The sequence below is a fragment of the Flavobacterium sp. CFBP9031 genome, from assembly GCF_034044945.1.
Taxonomy (GTDB): domain Bacteria; phylum Bacteroidota; class Bacteroidia; order Flavobacteriales; family Flavobacteriaceae; genus Flavobacterium.
In genome coordinates, this window is sequence record NZ_JAXCWF010000012.1 from 182,688 (window position 1) to 199,742 (window position 17,055).

Annotated in this window: 18 protein-coding genes; 5 read left to right on the top strand and 13 right to left on the bottom strand. The window is 33.6% G+C overall.

Going from position 1 to position 17,055, the window contains the following annotated elements:
- Window position 1 precedes the first annotated feature (1 nt).
- Window positions 2-1,132, top strand: a complete 1,131-nt coding sequence (locus tag SOM12_RS19425; protein WP_320494977.1) for an efflux RND transporter periplasmic adaptor subunit — start codon at window positions 2-4, stop codon at window positions 1,130-1,132.
- Window positions 1,133-1,310: 178 nt separating this feature from the next.
- Here the strand turns inward: SOM12_RS19425 and pdeM are convergent, their stop codons facing one another.
- The 6 genes from pdeM to SOM12_RS19455 all read right to left on the bottom strand — a co-directional run bounded on the left by pdeM (window position 1,311) and on the right by SOM12_RS19455 (window position 7,861).
- Window positions 1,311-1,949, bottom strand: a complete 639-nt coding sequence (pdeM, locus tag SOM12_RS19430; protein ID WP_320494978.1) for a ligase-associated DNA damage response endonuclease PdeM — start codon at window positions 1,947-1,949, stop codon at window positions 1,311-1,313.
- 6 nt (window positions 1,950-1,955) lie between these two features.
- Window positions 1,956-4,415, bottom strand: coding sequence for a ligase-associated DNA damage response DEXH box helicase (locus SOM12_RS19435; RefSeq protein WP_320494979.1), 2,460 nt, complete (start codon window positions 4,413-4,415; stop codon window positions 1,956-1,958).
- Window positions 4,416-6,017: an ATP-dependent DNA ligase gene (locus tag SOM12_RS19440; protein WP_320494981.1), complete on the bottom strand. Its 1,602-nt coding sequence runs from the start codon at window positions 6,015-6,017 to the stop codon at window positions 4,416-4,418.
- A 71-nt stretch (window positions 6,018-6,088) separates the two neighbouring features.
- On the bottom strand, window positions 6,089-7,093 hold the full coding sequence (locus tag SOM12_RS19445; protein ID WP_320494982.1) for a ligase-associated DNA damage response exonuclease: 1,005 nt from the start codon (window positions 7,091-7,093) through the stop codon (window positions 6,089-6,091).
- 46 nt (window positions 7,094-7,139) lie between these two features.
- Window positions 7,140-7,526, bottom strand: coding sequence for a YidH family protein (locus tag SOM12_RS19450; RefSeq protein WP_320494983.1), 387 nt, complete (start codon window positions 7,524-7,526; stop codon window positions 7,140-7,142).
- A gap of 17 nt (window positions 7,527-7,543) precedes the next feature.
- Window positions 7,544-7,861 carry a hypothetical protein gene (locus tag SOM12_RS19455; protein ID WP_095930021.1) on the bottom strand — a complete coding sequence of 106 codons (318 nt, stop codon included), beginning with the start codon at window positions 7,859-7,861 and terminating at the stop codon, window positions 7,544-7,546.
- A gap of 226 nt (window positions 7,862-8,087) precedes the next feature.
- On the opposite strand from SOM12_RS19455, the gene SOM12_RS19460 reads away from it, so the two are divergent.
- On the top strand, window positions 8,088-8,219 hold the full coding sequence (locus tag SOM12_RS19460; protein ID WP_256385526.1) for a hypothetical protein: 132 nt from the start codon (window positions 8,088-8,090) through the stop codon (window positions 8,217-8,219).
- Window positions 8,220-8,310: 91 nt separating this feature from the next.
- Here SOM12_RS19460 and SOM12_RS19465 read toward each other — a convergent pair whose 3' ends face one another.
- The 7 genes from SOM12_RS19465 to SOM12_RS19495 all read right to left on the bottom strand — a co-directional run bounded on the left by SOM12_RS19465 (window position 8,311) and on the right by SOM12_RS19495 (window position 14,784).
- On the bottom strand, window positions 8,311-8,940 hold the full coding sequence (locus tag SOM12_RS19465) for a DsbA family oxidoreductase (protein WP_320494984.1): 630 nt from the start codon (window positions 8,938-8,940) through the stop codon (window positions 8,311-8,313).
- Window positions 8,941-9,356: 416 nt separating this feature from the next.
- Window positions 9,357-10,475 carry a DNA polymerase III subunit beta gene (dnaN, locus tag SOM12_RS19470; RefSeq protein WP_095930019.1) on the bottom strand — a complete coding sequence of 373 codons (1,119 nt, stop codon included), beginning with the start codon at window positions 10,473-10,475 and terminating at the stop codon, window positions 9,357-9,359.
- 107 nt (window positions 10,476-10,582) lie between these two features.
- On the bottom strand, window positions 10,583-12,268 hold the full coding sequence (gldG, locus tag SOM12_RS19475; RefSeq protein WP_320494985.1) for a gliding motility-associated ABC transporter substrate-binding protein GldG: 1,686 nt from the start codon (window positions 12,266-12,268) through the stop codon (window positions 10,583-10,585).
- Window positions 12,268-12,993, bottom strand: a complete 726-nt coding sequence (gldF, locus tag SOM12_RS19480) for a gliding motility-associated ABC transporter permease subunit GldF (protein WP_095930017.1) — start codon at window positions 12,991-12,993, stop codon at window positions 12,268-12,270. Before gldF ends, gldG begins: the two co-directional genes overlap by 1 nt.
- 53 nt (window positions 12,994-13,046) lie before the next feature.
- The gene (locus tag SOM12_RS19485; protein WP_320494986.1) at window positions 13,047-13,421 is read right to left on the bottom strand and encodes a YbbC/YhhH family protein; all 375 of its coding nucleotides are present in this window, start codon (window positions 13,419-13,421) and stop codon (window positions 13,047-13,049) included.
- Window positions 13,422-13,471: 50 nt separating this feature from the next.
- Window positions 13,472-13,768 (bottom strand): putative quinol monooxygenase, encoded by a 297-nt coding sequence (locus SOM12_RS19490; protein WP_095930016.1) that lies wholly within the window; start codon window positions 13,766-13,768, stop codon window positions 13,472-13,474.
- A 188-nt stretch (window positions 13,769-13,956) separates the two neighbouring features.
- Window positions 13,957-14,784, bottom strand: a complete 828-nt coding sequence (locus tag SOM12_RS19495) for an SAM hydrolase/SAM-dependent halogenase family protein (RefSeq protein ID WP_320494989.1) — start codon at window positions 14,782-14,784, stop codon at window positions 13,957-13,959.
- A gap of 261 nt (window positions 14,785-15,045) precedes the next feature.
- Here SOM12_RS19495 and SOM12_RS19500 point away from each other — a divergent pair, with 261 nt between their 5' ends.
- From SOM12_RS19500 to SOM12_RS19510, 3 genes are all read left to right on the top strand, one after another.
- Window positions 15,046-15,996 (top strand): PhoH family protein, encoded by a 951-nt coding sequence (locus tag SOM12_RS19500; protein ID WP_095930014.1) that lies wholly within the window; start codon window positions 15,046-15,048, stop codon window positions 15,994-15,996.
- Between the two features lie 136 nt (window positions 15,997-16,132).
- Window positions 16,133-16,621, top strand: coding sequence for a hypothetical protein (locus SOM12_RS19505; RefSeq protein WP_095930013.1), 489 nt, complete (start codon window positions 16,133-16,135; stop codon window positions 16,619-16,621).
- Window positions 16,622-16,633: 12 nt separating this feature from the next.
- Entirely contained in the window at window positions 16,634-16,996 is a 363-nt protein-coding gene (locus tag SOM12_RS19510; RefSeq protein WP_095930012.1) for a DUF1801 domain-containing protein, read from the top strand.
- The last annotated feature ends 59 nt before the right edge of the window (window positions 16,997-17,055 follow it).

Sequence of the window (17,055 nt, forward strand, 5' to 3'; positions counted from 1 at the left end):
AATGAAAAAATACATTGCGGCGTTCATAAGCGCTATATTTCTAATTTCTTGCGGAAATAAGAAGAATGAGGAAACTAAAAATGCTGAAAATAAAAGCATTGACATCATTAAATTAAGTCCTGAGCAAGTTAAAAATGCTGGTTTAGAAAGTGGTAATCCGACTGAAAAAAATGTAAAGGAGGTTTTACAGCTTCAAGGTACAGTAACGGTTCCGCCCAAAAGTGTAATCAGTATTAGTATTCCATTGGGAGGTTATGTGAAAAGCACCAATCTTATTGCAGGAATGAATGTGCAAAAAGGACAGGTTTTAGCGGTTTTAGAAGATATGCAGTTTATCGAGTTACAGCAAAATTATTTGATGGCGAAAGAGAAATTCGAATTGGCTCAAAATGAACAAAGAAGACAAAAAGAGCTAAATGCAAACAAAGCGGCAAGTGATAAAGTTTTGGAACAAATTACGACTGAAATGAGAACACAGCGTATCACAATCTCTTCTTTGGAACAAAAATTAAACTTGTTAGGAATTAGTGCTAAAACACTGAATGTTGGAAATATTAGCAAAACAATTCGAGTGATTTCGCCAATAAACGGCTTGGTTTCTAAAGTAAATGTAAACATCGGAAAATATGTAAGTCCGACAGATATGCTTTTCGAATTAATTGATAAGAAAGACATTGTTCTAACATTAAACGCGTTCGAAAAAGACGTGACTTCGCTTTCAATCGGCCAAACGGTTATGGCGTATACAAACTCTTCTGATGCTAAAAAATATGCCGCTAAAATCGCTTTTATCAATCAAAGCTTAAATGGAGATCGTGCAGCAGAAATTATTTGTAAAGTAAACAGTTATAATCCAGAACTTTTGCCAGGACTTTTCGTAAACGCCGAAGTGGAAATAGAAAATAAAAAAGCGCTTACAGTTCCTGAAGATGCTGTAGTGCGTTGGGAAGGAAAGTTTTATGTGTTTACAGATATTGGAAACAATCAGTTTCAAATGATAGAGGTAAAGTCTGGAGTTAAAAATGAAGGGTATAATCAAATCATTTCTGATGCCATTTCTAGCTCTTCAAAAGTGGTTGTCAAAAACGCTTACACCTTATTAATGTCTGCCATGAACAATGACGAACAATAATGTTTACTTTCTGATTACAATTTAGAGTTAAACAAGAAAACCCAATAAATTTAGTTTTACTGGGTTTTTTAATTCTTTGTTTTTCTAATCGATTGATTATAGCTTTAGTTGAGGGTAATTCATTTTACACTTTAAATGTGTAATTTTATAATGTTGTAAATAAATCAAATAGACTGCCTCAATTGTTTTTGTTTATCAAAATAATTTCATCTCCAGCAATAGCAAAAACGGTATGATCTGGCTCGGGTTTCATAATAAATTTCCCAGTAAATTCTCCAAAAGCAGGTAAAATCATTTGATTACTTTTTTGAAAAAAACAACGCAATTTTAAGCTTTGAAGCCCTAATCCGCGGAGGATTATTCCAGGATGGATATGTCCTGAGAAATTGAAAAAATCTTCTTTTTCTGTAGGATGGTGGGTAAAAAGAAAATGATCAATTTCTAAAATTTCTGTGACAATCACACCAATTTTTTTATAATGAATTTCATCAATAATATCATGGTTTCCTGTAATTAAATAGGTTTCTTGATCATGGTTGGAAATCCACTCCTCAAATAAATCCCATTCAGCATTTTTGGCGCTGTGAAATAAATCTCCCAAAAAAATGATTTTTTCAGGTAGAAAATGATTCAAAACTGCTGTTATTTTTCTAAAATTTTCAGAAATAGCGTCTTGTGGAATAGCAATTCCGTGTTTTCTAAAATGCGTTACTTTACCCAAATGCACATCAGAAATAATGACTGTTTTTTGCTTTTCCCAAAAAACAGCCCCGCTTGAATGAAGTGTAAAGTTTTCGTTTTGTATTTGAATATTCATAAAGATCTATTTCATATAAGATGCAGTCATTTTCTGAATTCTTTCAGCCAGAGTTTCGCTTGAAAGTTTTTCTCTCAATCGATCGGTAATAATTGGAAAACTAAAAGGAGTAGGTTTCAAGCATTGTTTCCAGATTATTTTTTGATTTGCAATTCGTTCCAAAGCCAAAATCAAACGTCCTTCTTCTAATTGATGCTCAAAAGTTTCACGGTAGGCTTGATGCAATAATAGATTATCAGGTTCAAAGTCTCTAAATACTTCAAAAAGCAGTTGCGAACCGCTTTGTAAATGCTTTGTTTTAACCATTTTTCCTGGAAAACCAGTAAAAACTAATCCTGAAATTACCGCTATATCTCTAAACTTTCTTCGGGCCATTTCGGTTGAATTTAAACTTTTCTGCAAATCGTGATGGACATATTCGGTTGAAAATAGATTATTGTCTAGAACCGCTTCGATATCAATTTCCTGATCTGAAAGCAATTCGAAACCATAATCATTATAAGCCAAAGAAAATGTGATCGACTGCAATAAACTTATTCTAAAGGCCAATAAACTGGCTAAAGCTTCATGAACAAAACGTCCTTCAAAAGGATAAAAAATCGCATGAAATCCTTCTCGAGTTTTGAAGGTTTCAATTAAAAATTCATCTGAACTGGGCACAATAGATTCTTTGCGTTGTCTTTTAAATAAAGGCTGTAAAGCTTTTAATTCTGGCGAAAGATTATCGGTATTGGCGCGATATAATTCCTGTCGAAGCAATTCACTCATTTGAGAAGAAAGAGCCAAACGTCCGCCCATCCAGCTCGCAATTTTAGATTCTTTCTTCGGACTCGCTTTTTTTACCAAAACCTGCATGTTTCTGATTTTGAATAATTCCAGTTTTTTTCCTGCGAAAATAAAAGTGTCGCCAGGTTTTAATTTCGAAATAAACCATTCTTCAATCGTGCCAATATAACCGCCGCTGAGATATTTTACATTCATAACGGCATCGCCCACAATAGTTCCGATCTGCATTCTGTGATGCATGGCAATCATTCTGCTGTTTATTTTGTAACAGCCGTTTTCGTCAATTTCCACTTTTTTAAATTCGTCATAAGCATGAAGACTTTGGCTTCCTTGTGTAATAAAATTTAAAATCCAGTTCCAATTTTCATCCGAAATGGTTTGATAACTAAAAGTACCCTGAATTTCTTTGAAAATTTCGTTTGGATAAAATCCGTCAGAAACTGCCAACGTATTAAGGTATTGAACTAAAACATCCCAGCTGTTTAAATACGGAACACGATCTTCAATAACACTATTTTCAACCGCTTTTTTCAAGGCCGAAGCCTCGATTAATTCAATGGCATGAGTGGCAAGAAAATAAATAACACTTTCTTTTCCAGGCTGATGTCCGCTTCGTCCGGCACGCTGCATAAAACGGGCAACGCCTTTTGGACCTCCAACCTGAATAATTGATTCGACGGGAGCAAAGTCAACTCCTAAATCTAAACTAGAAGTGCAGACTACGACTTTTAATTCTTCATTCCGAATGGCATTTTCTACCCAAAGTCTGGTTTCTCTGTCAATGCTTCCGTGATGCATGGCCATTTCACCAGCAAATTCAGGATATTTTTCTAATAATCTTTGATACCATATTTCGCAAGCCGAACGAACATTTGTAAAAATAAGCGTCGTTTTACTGGCTTTTATAATTTTTGCCGCTTCATCAATCAGATGTAAACCCATATGTCCGCGCCATGGATACGTATCCATTTTTTCTGGAATAATGGAAACAACTTTTATTTTTTTGTTAATTACCGCTTTTATTAAAACGGAATTATGATACGCTTCAGAATCTACTCCAAGTAAGACTTCCTGTGCTTGCTGTAAATTACCAATTGTGGCAGAGATTCCCCAAATACGAATATTTTTAGCAATGGTTTTTAGTCTTGATAATCCCAGTTCTACCTGAACTCCACGTTTAGTTCCTAGTAATTCATGCCATTCATCTATGACAATTGAACTACAATTTTTAAAAATACTCGAATAGCCTTTTGTTGCCAAGAGTAATTGCAGACTTTCTGGTGTGGTAATGAGCAAATCGGGCATTTTTCCTTTTTGTTTGGCTCTTTCTGAAGCAGAAGTATCTCCGGAACGAATTCCAACTGTCATTGGAATATTTAAATCTGTAAGCACTCTTTCTGCCGCTTGTTTGATCTCAACAGATAAAGATCTCAAAGGCGTAATCCAAATCGCTTTTAATCCTGAATTGTGCTTGGTTCTAGAATTCGGATTTTCTTTAATATAATTTAGAATGATAGGAAGCCAAAGCGCATAGGTTTTTCCGCTTCCTGTTGGAGCATTTAGCAATCCATTTTTGCCTTGTAAAAAAGCAGTCCAAGTCTGGGTCTGAAACGGAAAAGGTTTCCATCCCTGACTTTCAAACCATTCGCTGGCGATCTTAAATAACTGCTCTCTATTCATCTATAAAATCATATTTTTTAAATCTTCGATTGAATTGGCTTCTTCAATTTTTTTATCGTGTCGCCATCTTAAAATTCGTGGAAAACGGGTAGCAACTCCGCTTTTATGTCTTTTGGAAAGAGCAATTCCTTCAAAACCAATTTCAAAAACCAATTTTGGCGTAACGCTTCTTACTGGTCCAAATCGTTCTAAAGTATTTTTTTTGATGAAATCATCGACCATTCTAAATTCCGCATCAGTTAAACCGGAATACGCTTTAGCGAAAGTGACGAGTTCACGTTCGTTGTTTTCATTTTCCTGCCAAAGCGCAAAAGTGTAATCGGTAAACAAATTGGAACGTCTTCCGTGACCGCGCATAGCGTAGGTGAGAACGGCATCAATCGTTAAAGGTTCAATTTTCCATTTCCACCAATCTCCTTTTTTTCTTCCAACTAGATACGGAGAATCTTTTCGTTTCAGCATTAAACCTTCGCTTTTCATTTCGCGCGATTTTAATCTTTCATTTGTAACATCTTCCCAAGTCGAAAAATGAATCCTTTCTGAAAGCTGTAACGGAATCTCTTTTCCAATCAAAGTCGTAAATAATTCTTCTAATATGGTTCGGCGTTCTTCGTAAGGAAGATTGCGAATATCTTTTCCCTGCCATTCCAATAAATCGTAAGCTTTAATGATAACAGGTGTATTTTTTAAAACAGAAGCCGATACGTTTTTACGGCCAATTCTGGTTTGCAGATCATTAAATGTCCCAATTTGATTCTCAATAAAAGGAAGAATTTCGCCGTCTATAACTGTTCCGTCGGGAATATTGCCAATAAAAGATTGAAATTCAGGATATTTATCGGTTACCAATTCTTCGCCACGGCTCCAAACGTAAATTTCATTGTTGCGGATAATAGTTTGAGATCGAATTCCGTCCCATTTATGTTCTGCGCTCCAATCTTCAGGATTGCCAAGATTTTCAAATTCGCCTTCAATTGGATAAGCCAAATAAAACGGATATGGTTTTGATAAATAATCGCTACTTCTTTCGTCCAAAATCAATTCTTGAAAGGTAATCGTATTCGGATTCCAGTCGCCCATTAATTTGTAAGCAAGCGTATCTTCATCAATATTTTCGGCTTTAGAAAGCGCTCGAGTCATTAACTTCTGACTTAAACCAATTCTGAAACTGCCCGTTATTAATTTAGTGAAAACGAATCTTTCGTAATAATTTAAATTCAGCCAATTGGTTTGCAGATATTCTTTTTTCTCTAAATCTGTTTTCTTTTTTAAGGCAATGATTTCCTGTAAAAATTCAGTCAGACTTTTATCGGAATGTTCTTTTGTGGTTGGAATTACAAGAGCAATCGTTTCGGCCAAATCACCCACAATATGATAACTTTCTTCAAAGAGCCAAAGCGGAATATTAGCCAATTCGTTTGCCCATAAACGTAATAAAGTCGTATTAACCGGTCGGGGAGGGCGACGATGCGAAAGAATAGCGATTGTCCAGACTTTGTCTTCGTCGTTTGCTTTTAGAAAATAATTCGTCAGCGCATCAACTTTTACCGATGTTTTATTAGAACTGTCTAAGGTTTTTATAAGTTCGGCAAAGTTTTTCATTTGAATTTAGTTGATGGTTGAAAGTTGTCTGTTGATGGTTTTTGGAATTTGGAATTTATTTATTTTGGAATTTAACTTTCCTCTATGTCATTTGTTTCTCCTTCGTATTGCGTGTTGGCTGTTCGGGAATCGTAACCTAATTCTCTTAGATATCTCGAAAAAATATCAGAATATCCATGAGTGCAGATTACTCTTTCTGCGCCTGTTGCTTTTATGCTTTCCAATAAACCGGTCCAATCGCAGTGATCGCTTAAGACAAATCCGCGGTCAACGGCTCGTCTGCGTCTTGCTCCTCTAAAAGCCATCCAACCGCTTGCTGTTCCTGTTACAAAAGGAGTCATTTTTCGAATCCAAGTGCTTCCGTGTGCGCTTGGTGGAGCAATTACAATATTTCCTAATAAATCTTCTTTTTTAGTTTCGGCTGTTACGCGTATAGTTGGAGGCAGATCAATCATTGGGCGTACAATATTGGTCATATTTTCAATTGCGCCATGCGTGTAGATCTGTCCAATGTTTGTGTCGAGATTTTTTAATAATCGTTGTGCTTTTCCTAAGGAATATCCAAATAGAACAGAAGTTTTTCCTTCTGCACGATTCTCGGCCCACCAATTATTAATTTCAGTCATAACATTTGCTTGTGGTTCCCATTTAAAAGCGGGAAGTCCGAAAGTACATTCGGTTATAAAGGAATGGCATTTTACGACTTCATACGGAACAGAAATTCCGTCGTCTTCTGTTTTATAATCGCCTGTAAAAACCCAGATTTCACCTTTGTATTCCACTCTAATTTGTGCTGAACCAATAATATGTCCTGCTGGATGAAAAGAGAATTTTACGCCGTTTATAGTAAAAGTTTCATTCCAGTTTTTGCCCGAAACATTAATGTCTCCCAAACGATGTTTTATAATTGGAATATTAGAATAATGTGTAATATAATTTTGGTGTCCCCATCTCGCATGATCAGAGTGGCCATGTGTAATAATGGCATTGGTTACCGGCCGCCACGGATCGAGATAAACATCGGCCTGCTGGCAGTAGATTCCTTTATTGTTAAATTGTAATAATGGCGGATTCATTTTTTAATTTGATAATTAGAAAATTTGATAATTAGATAATTGTTTTTTAAGAGCTTGCTGCTATTATTAGATAGGCGATAAGTGAAATGCTCAATACAAACAGCATCATTGTAATAAAGGTAAGCATTGCAGTTGAATACTGATACTTTCCTTTTTTTAATAGTTTGATAGTGTGGATGTAACGTAGATATGACAGTAAAATAGTCAATGCTCCGGCAATTAATAAACCAATACCCAAATAAATGGTGAAATTGCTGTTGGGCGGAACAGTTTCTGCTAGATGTTTAGCGGGAACCTGTTTTAAAAATAAAGAAAATTTTACTGCTACAAATCCGAAAACCATGATCCCAATTCCAGTGCGAAGCCATGCTAATAAAGTTCTTTCATTAGACAAATATTCATTCATAACTTCCTGATCATTTTTTGGCGACATAACTTTTTTAGGATTTTTTAGTATTCAAAATTTCTATAAGGAGGACAGTTATATTTATCATCTTCATTATCTAGATTATAACTGTTATAAGGATTTGATTCGTTATAGGAAGGAAAAGTATTGTCCTCAGCCAGATTTAGTCCGCTCTCTACGATTTCGTAACAATCATCAGAAAAATGATCGCATTGATTTCTATAGTTGGTATCGTGATTTTGTCCCGAAGTAAAGTTTTCGTCCATTGCTTCATTTTCATGTGCCGTATCAACGTGATCGGGTTTACTACATTTAAAATCATTTAATTTGGCAGTTTTTCTATAGTTGCTTTCTGTTCTCATGGCTGCTATTTTAAATTAGTAAGTATTTTTATCTTTATGATATACACAAAGTTGAAAATTAGATACTTAAATAATTTATAAGATTCAGCTTTATTTTTACATGATTTGTTTCCGTAGCGTTTTGGTTTACTTTCTATTTTGTAATATTCAAATATAATTCTGTAATATAAGCACTTGCGTATTTTGCAACTTTGTATTTATTAATAATTTAAAAAATTATAACATTATGGAAACTTCAAAAAAAGATTCGAAATCTGGAATGAAAGATTCTGGAAAAACTCAAAAATCAACATCTGGTTCTAGAGGAAAAAGCACTACAACAAAATCAACAGATTCAAAAGGTAGAGCTGGTCATTAATTTTTTTAGTTATTCAAAGTAGAACTAAATAATAAAAGCGTGCTGTTTATATATAAACAGCACGCTTTTACGTTTTCTGAAGCTTAAAGATTTATTTTAAAACTTCCTGAATTGTTTTTACAAAGGTTTCTATAGGCTGAGCGCCCGAAACAGCATATTTGCGATCAAATACAAAGAAAGGAACTCCTTGAACTCCAATTTCAGCAGCTTCTTTAATATCTGATTGTACCTCTTTAACAAATAAATCTTCGCTTTCTAGCACTTCTCTAATTTCATTTTCTTCCAAACCAGCCTGGATTCCTAATTTAATCAAGGTTTGACCATTGTTTAAATCTTCTCCATCAGTAAAATAAGCTTTAAAGAATATTTCTTCCATTCGATCGCCAATATTTTTAGTTTTAGCCAATTGAATGATTCTATGCGCGTTTAAAGAATTTGAGATAACAGCCTTATCAAAATTATAATCTAAACCAACGCTTTTAGCGCGTTCTGCAACTCCTTTATGCATTTCTTTAGATTGTTCAATCGACATGCCTTTTCTTTCCGATAAGAACGTATAAACGTCCATGTCAGGTTGTGAAGTAATGGTTGGATCCAGCTGAAAGCTTTTCCATTCAATTTCAAATTCATCATTAGGAAATACTGCAAGTGCAGTTTCCAACTGTCTTTTTCCGATATAACAAAACGGACACATGATGTCCGACCAAATTTCTATTTTCATTTTACAAAGATATGGAAAATTGTTGTTTCAAGTTTTAGGTTTCAGGTTTCAAGTTGATACGCTATGCGTTTTTCTAACCGCGAAGTGCGCTAAGATTTTACGCAAAGTTCGCTAAGTTTTATGTTTATTTTTTTTAGAATGCTAAGCACACAAAGCTTTGCGAACTTTTATTCTTTATAAAGACCTAGAGAAAAGGAAACTTAGCGCACTTTGCGTTAAAAATTAAAGAAAAAGCATATCAACTTGAAACCTGAGACTTGAAACCTGAAACAAAATAAAAAACCGCAACTCTTTATGGGAATTGCGGTTTCTAGGTATAAAAAATGGTTGGTTAATAGCGATATCTTTTTTTTTACAATGATAGATCTTTTATTTAAAACTAAAAAATATCCCTGTAACAGAAAGAAACTTTAATGTTAACTATTTAACATTACAGGCATTACAAGCATTGTTACTGTTTCTCCTTCTTCTAAACCATCGACAGGCGTTAAAATACCAGCTCTGTTTGGTAAAGACATTTCAAGCATAATCATGTCAGACTGTAGGTTTGTTAGCATTTCAGTTAAGAAACGAGAGTTGAAACCAATTTGTAAATCATCACCTTGATAATCACAAGTCAATCTTTCTTCTGCTTTGTTTGAGTAATCGATGTCTTCAGCAGAAACGTTTAATTCTGCTCCAGCAATTTTCAAACGGATCTGGTGTGTAGTTTTGTTAGAGAAAATCGCAACACGACGAACAGAGCTTAAGAATAAAGAACGGTCAATCATTAATTTGTTTGGATTTTCTTTCGGAATTACCGCTTCGTAGTTTGGATATTTCCCGTCGATTAAACGACACATTAAGATATAATTATCAAATGAGAAAGTCGCATTTGAATCGTTGTATTCAATTTTTACTTCAGCGTCAGAAGTTCCTAAAATACTTTTTAAAATGTTTAAAGGTTTTTTAGGCATGATAAAATCTGCAACTTGAGATGCTTTAACGTCTGTACGAGAGTATTTTACCAATTTGTGAGCATCTGTTGCCACGAAGATTAATCCTTCTGGTGAAAACTGGAAGAATACTCCAGACATTACCGGACGTAAATCATCGTTTCCTGCTGCGAAGATAGTTTTGCTTACCGCAGTTGCTAAAACCTCTGCAGGAACAAGTGTTACAGATGGATCTTCAAGACTTACTGCTTTAGGGAATTCTTCTCCTGCAGCATAAGCCAAGGCATATTTACCAGAATTAGAGCTAATCTCTACTGTGTTATTGTCTTCAACAGTAAAAGTTAACGGCTGCTCAGGAAAAGTTTTTAAAATTTCAAGCAAAAGTTTCGCTGGAACAGCTACACTTCCTTTGCTTGTAGAATCGATAGATAATGTAGCCGACATAGTCGTTTCAAGATCTGAAGCCGAAACGGTCAACTCATTATTGTTTAGTTCAAACAAAAAGTTGTCTAAAATTGGCAACGTATTGTTGCTATTGATTACACTACCTAAAACTTGTAATTGTTTTAATAAGTACGAACTCGATACTATAAATTTCATCTGCTTTATTTTATTTTTTGATAAGCTTTTTATCTATTTTGGGGCTAAATATACGGATTACAAATATATCTTAAACTATCCAAAGTATTACATTTTTTTATTAACATCTATTTACTGTATTTTCTTTTTCTTACAAAAGTAAATACAAGTCCGAAAACCAATAAAATTAGAATTGGAACTCCGATAGTTATGAATTGAGTAAAGGTATAGCTTTCGTAAACTTTTTCTTTATCTAATAAAGGCAGTTCTACATCTTTACTTCTAATGTTAATAAGTCCAGTATCGTCTAAAAGATAATTGATACAATTCATTACGAAGTCTTTATTGTCATATAGATTTCCTGTTCTTTGGTCGTAACCTAGTTCAACTGGCATCATATTTTTGTCCAATTGATTTCTTGCAATGTCTCCGTCAGCAACCACAATCATTTTATTTGGTTTTCCTTGTGCTGTAAAAGAATTGTCTTTAAAAGGCAATACTCTGTTTTCAAAAGCAGAATGAAAAGAACCTTCCAATAAAACCGCTAATGGTTTATTTCCTTTATTCAAATAATCCTGCGGAGTTGTTTTTTCGGTAACCATGTTCAGGTTAACTTCTACAGGAGAACCAATTGTTTTAGAATATTGAGAAGATTGCAATAAAACGGTTTTCTTGATTCCGTTTTTCAAAGTGTCGATCGGATTTGTGAAATCGAATTTAATTCCGCCTAGATTTTTAACAATAGGGTGTTGACTCGTTGGAAAAACCTGTGGAGCAAATTTCCAGATAAAATCCTGATATTGTGTAGCGCTTCCTTGTTCGCCAGTTGCTAATTTTATCGGAGTTCCCTGTTCGTCTTTAATTAAATCAGGATTAATTCTGAATCCGTATTTAAAGAACATATCGTTTAGATTTAAATCTCTTGGATATGCCAGAGTTGCGCCCATATCATTATACAAACTATCCATATCGGCAGCCACTTGGTCAATTAGCCAAAGCGTTTTTCCGCCGTTCATAATAAACTGATCCAGAACCTCTTTTTCTTCATCCGAGAATTTTTCTGTTGGCTTAGAAATAATGGCTAAATCGTATTTTTTTAATGCATTTAAAGTCCCATTCGGATCTTTAGCAACAGAATCCAAAGTGAAAGGGCCAATGAAATAGCTTTCGCGAATCTGCATTAGCATTTTTGCAACGTGAACTTCGTTCAATTCGCCATTTCCTTTTATGATCGCAACTTTTTTCTGTTTGTCTTTTGTGATTTTATTGATAGCATCGGCAATAGAATATTCTAAATGCTGAATTGATCCGATTACTTTCTGAGTTGTAGAAGCTCCCATTATATTTTTTAATAATGGAATATTAACTTCTTTGTTATTATAAACTGCAACTGCCCAAGGAAAAACCATTGCTTGAGATTGTTTTCCTTTGTCGTCGACTGTAATATTTATTGGAGTTAAGCCTTTTTGGAAAAGTGATTTTGTCAATTCGTCACTTTCTTCTTCATTTTCTAAAGGATCAACAAATTCAAAAACAATATTGCTGTTATAGGCTTGAAATTCTTCTAATAACTGTTTGGTTTCCTGCTGTAAACGTCTAAAATCTGCAGGAAGATCGCCAGCCATATAAATTTTTATAGAGAGCGGATTCTGAACTTGTTTTACAATCCCTAACGAAGTTGGCGATAAGGTATAACGTTGGTCTTTTGTTAAATCAAAACGATGAAAAAAGAGTGTTCCGAGAACATTTAGAACAACTAAAATAAAAATAGTGATGCCTAATGTCTTTAAATTTTGCTTTGTAGATAGTTTCATTAGGCTTTAAAAGATTTTAATTGGTAAACAGTAAAAGACAAGAAAGCGATAGCAATGCTTAAGAAATAAATAATATCCCGAGTATCGATGACACCACGGCTCATACTTTTAAAATGATTTTGCATTCCTAAAACCGAAATAAAATTGTTTGAACCAGGTATTAAAGTAGCCAGCCCTTCGAAACCAAAATAAAAGAAAAAGCATAAGAAAACGGCAACAATAAAAGCCACAATCTGATTTTCTGAAAGAGTAGAAGTAAAGATTCCGATTGCTGAATACGAAGCAATTAAAAACAATAATCCGAAGTAAGAACCAATTGTACTTCCCATATCAATATTGCCTTCTGGTGAACCTAAATCTGAAATTACTTTTACATAAATTAAGGTTGGAATAATGGCTAAAATGATCAACAAAAATGAACCAAAAAATTTACCATTTACAATTTCCCAGATTGATAAAGGTTTTGTCAAAAGTAATTCTAAAGTTCCCTGTTTTTTTTCGTCAGAGAAACTTCTCATGGTTACTGCTGGAATCAAGAAAATTAAAATCCATGGCGCCAAAGTGAAAAACGGAGTTAAATCGGCATAACCAGTGTTTAGAATATTATAATCTCCTTCAAATACCCATAAAAAGAGTCCGTTGCTGATTAAGAAAATCGCAATGACCAAGTAGCCAATAGGAGAACCAAAAAAGGATTTTATTTCTCGTAAAATGATTGATTTCATTCTTGTTTTGTTTTTATTGTTTCATGTTTCATGTTCTTGAAACGACTTATAAATTATTTTCCGTGTGTAATTTTTATAATCTTGGAGTTTCTAGCATCAATAATTATTAAAAATGTCCCTCCGACATAATTTTCAGGCAATGTCCCAGAAATAACCCAGTAATTTTCTAAGAGGTAAATTTCATATGGCCTTTGTTTTTCTATCTTTTCTTTTCCGTAGATATCAAATAAAATTGGTTCTGCGATTTTAATTGCAGTAACACTATCTTTTATAACTAACTTCTCATTATCGATAACATTATGCTGTGATTTTTTAGATAAAGCAATTTTTAATTCTTCATTCGCATTTTCAATTCCTAAAACTAAACGCTTGTTTTGTGCACAACTGCTAAGTGTAATTAGTAAAAATGATAAGAGAAAATATTTCATAATTTGATTTTTTATTTCATACTTCAAGTCGCACAGACTTAAACTTGAAACTAATTTAAGCTCACCAATTTATCAACACTCCACGCTTCTGGTTTTGCATTGAATAATTTTTTTGTAAAATCCCAAACGGTATTAAATAGTTCAGAGTTTCTGTAATTTTCTAAATCTTCTTCGGTTTCCCAATAACTGTAGGTAAAAAAGATGCATTTATCATTTTTGTCCTGATACAATTCTAAAAAACGATTTCCTTCGGCATTTCGTATTTTCTCTTTTACCGATTCAAAATTCTCCAGAAAATCAGGAATTTTTTCTTCGTGAAAACTCATTTTTACTATTCGAACAAACATGTATTCAATTTTAGATTTTAGACTGTTGATTTTAGATTTTTTGAATTGCCTAAAGTCTTACAGGTGCGCAAAAATACCAAATTTGATTGTTGTTTTTATAAAAAAATAAAATTCCAATAGAGAAATTCCAAATTCCAAAGTTTAGCGTTTTCAAATCTAAAATCTGAATTCTAAAATCTAAAATTAATTTACGAGAATTTAATCGTAATCACATCACGGTAGTTCAACCCAAGGAGACTGTTTGCGGAACCCACTTTAGAAGGATTGCTCCTAAAAATGGCAATTTCAAGAAAACCGGCTTCATTAAAAATCGCCAGTTTTTCTCCTTCATACGTTTTAATCGGATATTTGTCTGAAGTTGCAATAGCCGAATAATTGGGCAGAATGGTTTTGATGCTTTTTGGACTCATCACAATTTCGTACGGACGTCCGCGTGAGATTTCTAAGAATTGTTTTTTAGAAATATTCGTTACAACGTTTCCAAAATGATCAATATAAATGATGTTTCCTTTTATTGAATTTCCATCGTCGGCTACAAGAGCCTGTAACTCGGTAGCTTCTTTTATAGACGAAATTTCTTTTCCTATTACATTCAATAAACCGCCTTTAGATAAGTGAGAAGCTACTTGAATAAAAATATCCAAATCGGTAGCTTCAATCGGGAAACGATCATGGATATTAATTGCCACAATTTTCTGCGGAACTATTTTTTGCGTCAACATACTTAAGATTCCGTTATCGGCACAAATAAAATAATGATCGTTCCACTGCATAGCAATGTGCTGGTTCTCTTTATTGCGTTCAATATCAACGCCAATAAGGTGAACTGTTCCTTTTGGAAAGCTCAAATAAGCAGCTCCAATAATATAACTTGCTTCGGCAGTATTAAAGGGATCAATGTCATGAGAAATGTCAATGATCTGAACTTCTGGATTTTCAGAAAGTATTTTACCCTTCAGCGACCCCACAAAGTGATCTTTCAAGCCGTAGTCTGTAGTAAGGGTAATTATTGACATAATTTTGTTTATAACTATTGATAGTATTTAAATCTAAATTTCATTAAATTTGAGAAATGCAAAGCTAATAATAGTAAACACAAATTGAAAGAAAGAAAAGACAATTTGTGATTTTTAAAACATTTGCAAGTTACAATATTCAGTAACACGTATTTAAGTTTATTTTGATAAAACTGAAAACCGCCACTGAATACGGTGATTAAAAAAAGACCCGACAACCACTAAATATTAAAAGGAATTTTTAATTTAAAACTACTTCATTTGAACGAAAGAATAATCGAGCTAGTAGATATTGCACCAAAAGAATTTTGGGGCGCGCAGGACAGCCATTTAGAAATCATTAAAAAGTATTACCCGAAGCTTAAAATCGTAGCGCGAGGGACAACTTTAAAGGCATTTGGCGAAAAAGAAGTTTTAGACGAATTCGAAAAAAGATTTCAAAGATTAATGCTTCATTTTACACGTTACAACAATATTGACGACAATGTAATTGAGCGTGTAATTATGAGTGATGGTCAAGAAGAAAAAAGAGCTTATGATCATGATAAAATCTTAGTTCATGGTGTTGGCGGTAAGATTATCAAAGCAATGACGCCAAATCAGCAATTGCTGGTTGATACGATTAAGAAAAACGATATGGTCTTTGCTATTGGTCCTGCTGGAACCGGAAAAACGTATACCGGTGTCGCTATGGCGGTTAAAATGCTAAAAGATAAAGAGGTAAAAAGGATCATCCTGACGCGTCCAGCGGTTGAAGCGGGAGAAAATCTCGGATTTCTTCCTGGGGATATGAAAGAAAAACTAGATCCTTACATGCAACCATTGTATGATGCATTGCGTGACATGCTTCCGAATGAAAAATTAGAGGATTATATTTTGAAAGGAATAATTCAGATTGCGCCACTTGCCTTTATGCGTGGGCGTACGCTTGACAATGCCTTTGTAATCCTTGACGAAGCACAAAACACCACACATTCACAAATGAAAATGTTTTTAACCCGTATGGGAAAAAACGCCAAATTTATGATTACGGGTGATCCAGGACAGGTCGATTTACCAAGAAGAACTATTTCTGGTCTTAAAGAAGCTATTTTGGTTCTAAAAGATATTGACGGAATCGGAATTATTTATCTAGATGATAAAGATATCGTTCGCCACAGATTGGTTAAAAAGGTGATTGACGCTTATAAACAAATCGAGAATCACGATTAATAATTATTGTAGTGAAATGTTAAATGTAAATCGTGAATTGTGTTTTAACATTTATTAATATTCGTTTTGTACGTTTCTAGTAAAGGTGCAAAACGAATATTTTTTTTGAATTAGAGATTAATCAAACGAGATTTAAATGAAAATTAGAATATCGATTTTAATATTATTTATTGGTTTGCTTTCATGTGAAAAAAAAGAAATCCCAAAAAACAAGTTTGTAGGCACTTGGTATGATACGGAATATATTGTTCCAGGCAGTCATTTGTTAAAGATAAATAAAGACAGCACTTTTTCTTATAAAGGAGCGGGGTGCGACTGGAGAGTAATTTCTAAAGGGAAATGGAAACTAGTAGGGGATTCTATTGAATTAAACAGTACAAGTAGCGATACATGTTATCGAATGTTTCCATATACAAGATGTATAAAATTTGGTGAAACCAGAAGAAAAGATACGTTGACTATTCCAAATTGTAATACTAGCCAAAATGCTGACTTTTTAATTTTCTCAAAAGAAAGATTCTATCTTAAAAATGATTCTTTAGTTTATGAATTTAAAGCTAGTTCTAATTGTCCAGGTTATGACACCTTAAAAAGAGTTTATGCACATACCAAGAAAATTAGATAAACGTATTAAAAAATGAAACAACTAGATGATTTCTACCTAAACCAAGAAGAACCTATAAAAGGATTATTCTTGGCATTAAAAGAAATCATTCTAAAACAAGATCAGGATATTACAAATACTTTAAAATACGGAATGCCATTTTTCTGTTATAAAGGAAAAATGTTTTGCTATTTATGGATTCATAAAAAATTCAAAAAGCCTTATATGGGAATTGTAGAAGGAAAACATTTTGATGAGCCTTTTTTGATTCAGGAGAATCGTTCGCGAATGAAGATTATGATGTTTGATAGTAATGAAGATTTACCCTTGGATCAGATTGAAACGATAATTCAAAAAGCAATAAATTTATATAAAACAGGAATTGTTAAGATTTAAAATGTTTAAATAGCAATATTTAACGGAATAGTTAAATAAATAATAAACTTACCTCAATT

What these genes read in the sequence shown, in the direction of transcription:
- gldG (WP_320494985.1), bottom strand. Translation starts at nt 12,268, where the DNA reads ATGAAACTATCTACAAAGCAAAATTTAAAGACATTAGGCATCACTATT.
- SOM12_RS19495 (WP_320494989.1), bottom strand. Translation starts at nt 14,784, where the DNA reads ATGTCAATAATTACCCTTACTACAGACTACGGCTTGAAAGATCACTTT.
- pdeM (WP_320494978.1), bottom strand. Translation starts at nt 1,949, where the DNA reads ATGAATATTCAAATACAAAACGAAAACTTTACACTTCATTCAAGCGGG.
- SOM12_RS19445 (WP_320494982.1), bottom strand. Translation starts at nt 7,093, where the DNA reads ATGAATCCGCCATTATTACAATTTAACAATAAAGGAATCTACTGCCAG.
- SOM12_RS19440 (WP_320494981.1), bottom strand. Translation starts at nt 6,017, where the DNA reads ATGAAAAACTTTGCCGAACTTATAAAAACCTTAGACAGTTCTAATAAA.
- SOM12_RS19505 (WP_095930013.1), top strand. Translation starts at nt 16,133, where the DNA reads ATGAAAATTAGAATATCGATTTTAATATTATTTATTGGTTTGCTTTCA.
- SOM12_RS19490 (WP_095930016.1), bottom strand. Translation starts at nt 13,768, where the DNA reads ATGTTTGTTCGAATAGTAAAAATGAGTTTTCACGAAGAAAAAATTCCT.
- gldF (WP_095930017.1), bottom strand. Translation starts at nt 12,993, where the DNA reads ATGAAATCAATCATTTTACGAGAAATAAAATCCTTTTTTGGTTCTCCT.
- SOM12_RS19485 (WP_320494986.1), bottom strand. Translation starts at nt 13,421, where the DNA reads ATGAAATATTTTCTCTTATCATTTTTACTAATTACACTTAGCAGTTGT.
- SOM12_RS19435 (WP_320494979.1), bottom strand. Translation starts at nt 4,415, where the DNA reads ATGAATAGAGAGCAGTTATTTAAGATCGCCAGCGAATGGTTTGAAAGT.
- SOM12_RS19510 (WP_095930012.1), top strand. Translation starts at nt 16,634, where the DNA reads ATGAAACAACTAGATGATTTCTACCTAAACCAAGAAGAACCTATAAAA.
- SOM12_RS19460 (WP_256385526.1), top strand. Translation starts at nt 8,088, where the DNA reads ATGGAAACTTCAAAAAAAGATTCGAAATCTGGAATGAAAGATTCTGGA.
- SOM12_RS19450 (WP_320494983.1), bottom strand. Translation starts at nt 7,526, where the DNA reads ATGTCGCCAAAAAATGATCAGGAAGTTATGAATGAATATTTGTCTAAT.
- SOM12_RS19455 (WP_095930021.1), bottom strand. Translation starts at nt 7,861, where the DNA reads ATGAGAACAGAAAGCAACTATAGAAAAACTGCCAAATTAAATGATTTT.
- SOM12_RS19425 (WP_320494977.1), top strand. Translation starts at nt 2, where the DNA reads ATGAAAAAATACATTGCGGCGTTCATAAGCGCTATATTTCTAATTTCT.
- dnaN (WP_095930019.1), bottom strand. Translation starts at nt 10,475, where the DNA reads ATGAAATTTATAGTATCGAGTTCGTACTTATTAAAACAATTACAAGTT.
- SOM12_RS19465 (WP_320494984.1), bottom strand. Translation starts at nt 8,940, where the DNA reads ATGAAAATAGAAATTTGGTCGGACATCATGTGTCCGTTTTGTTATATC.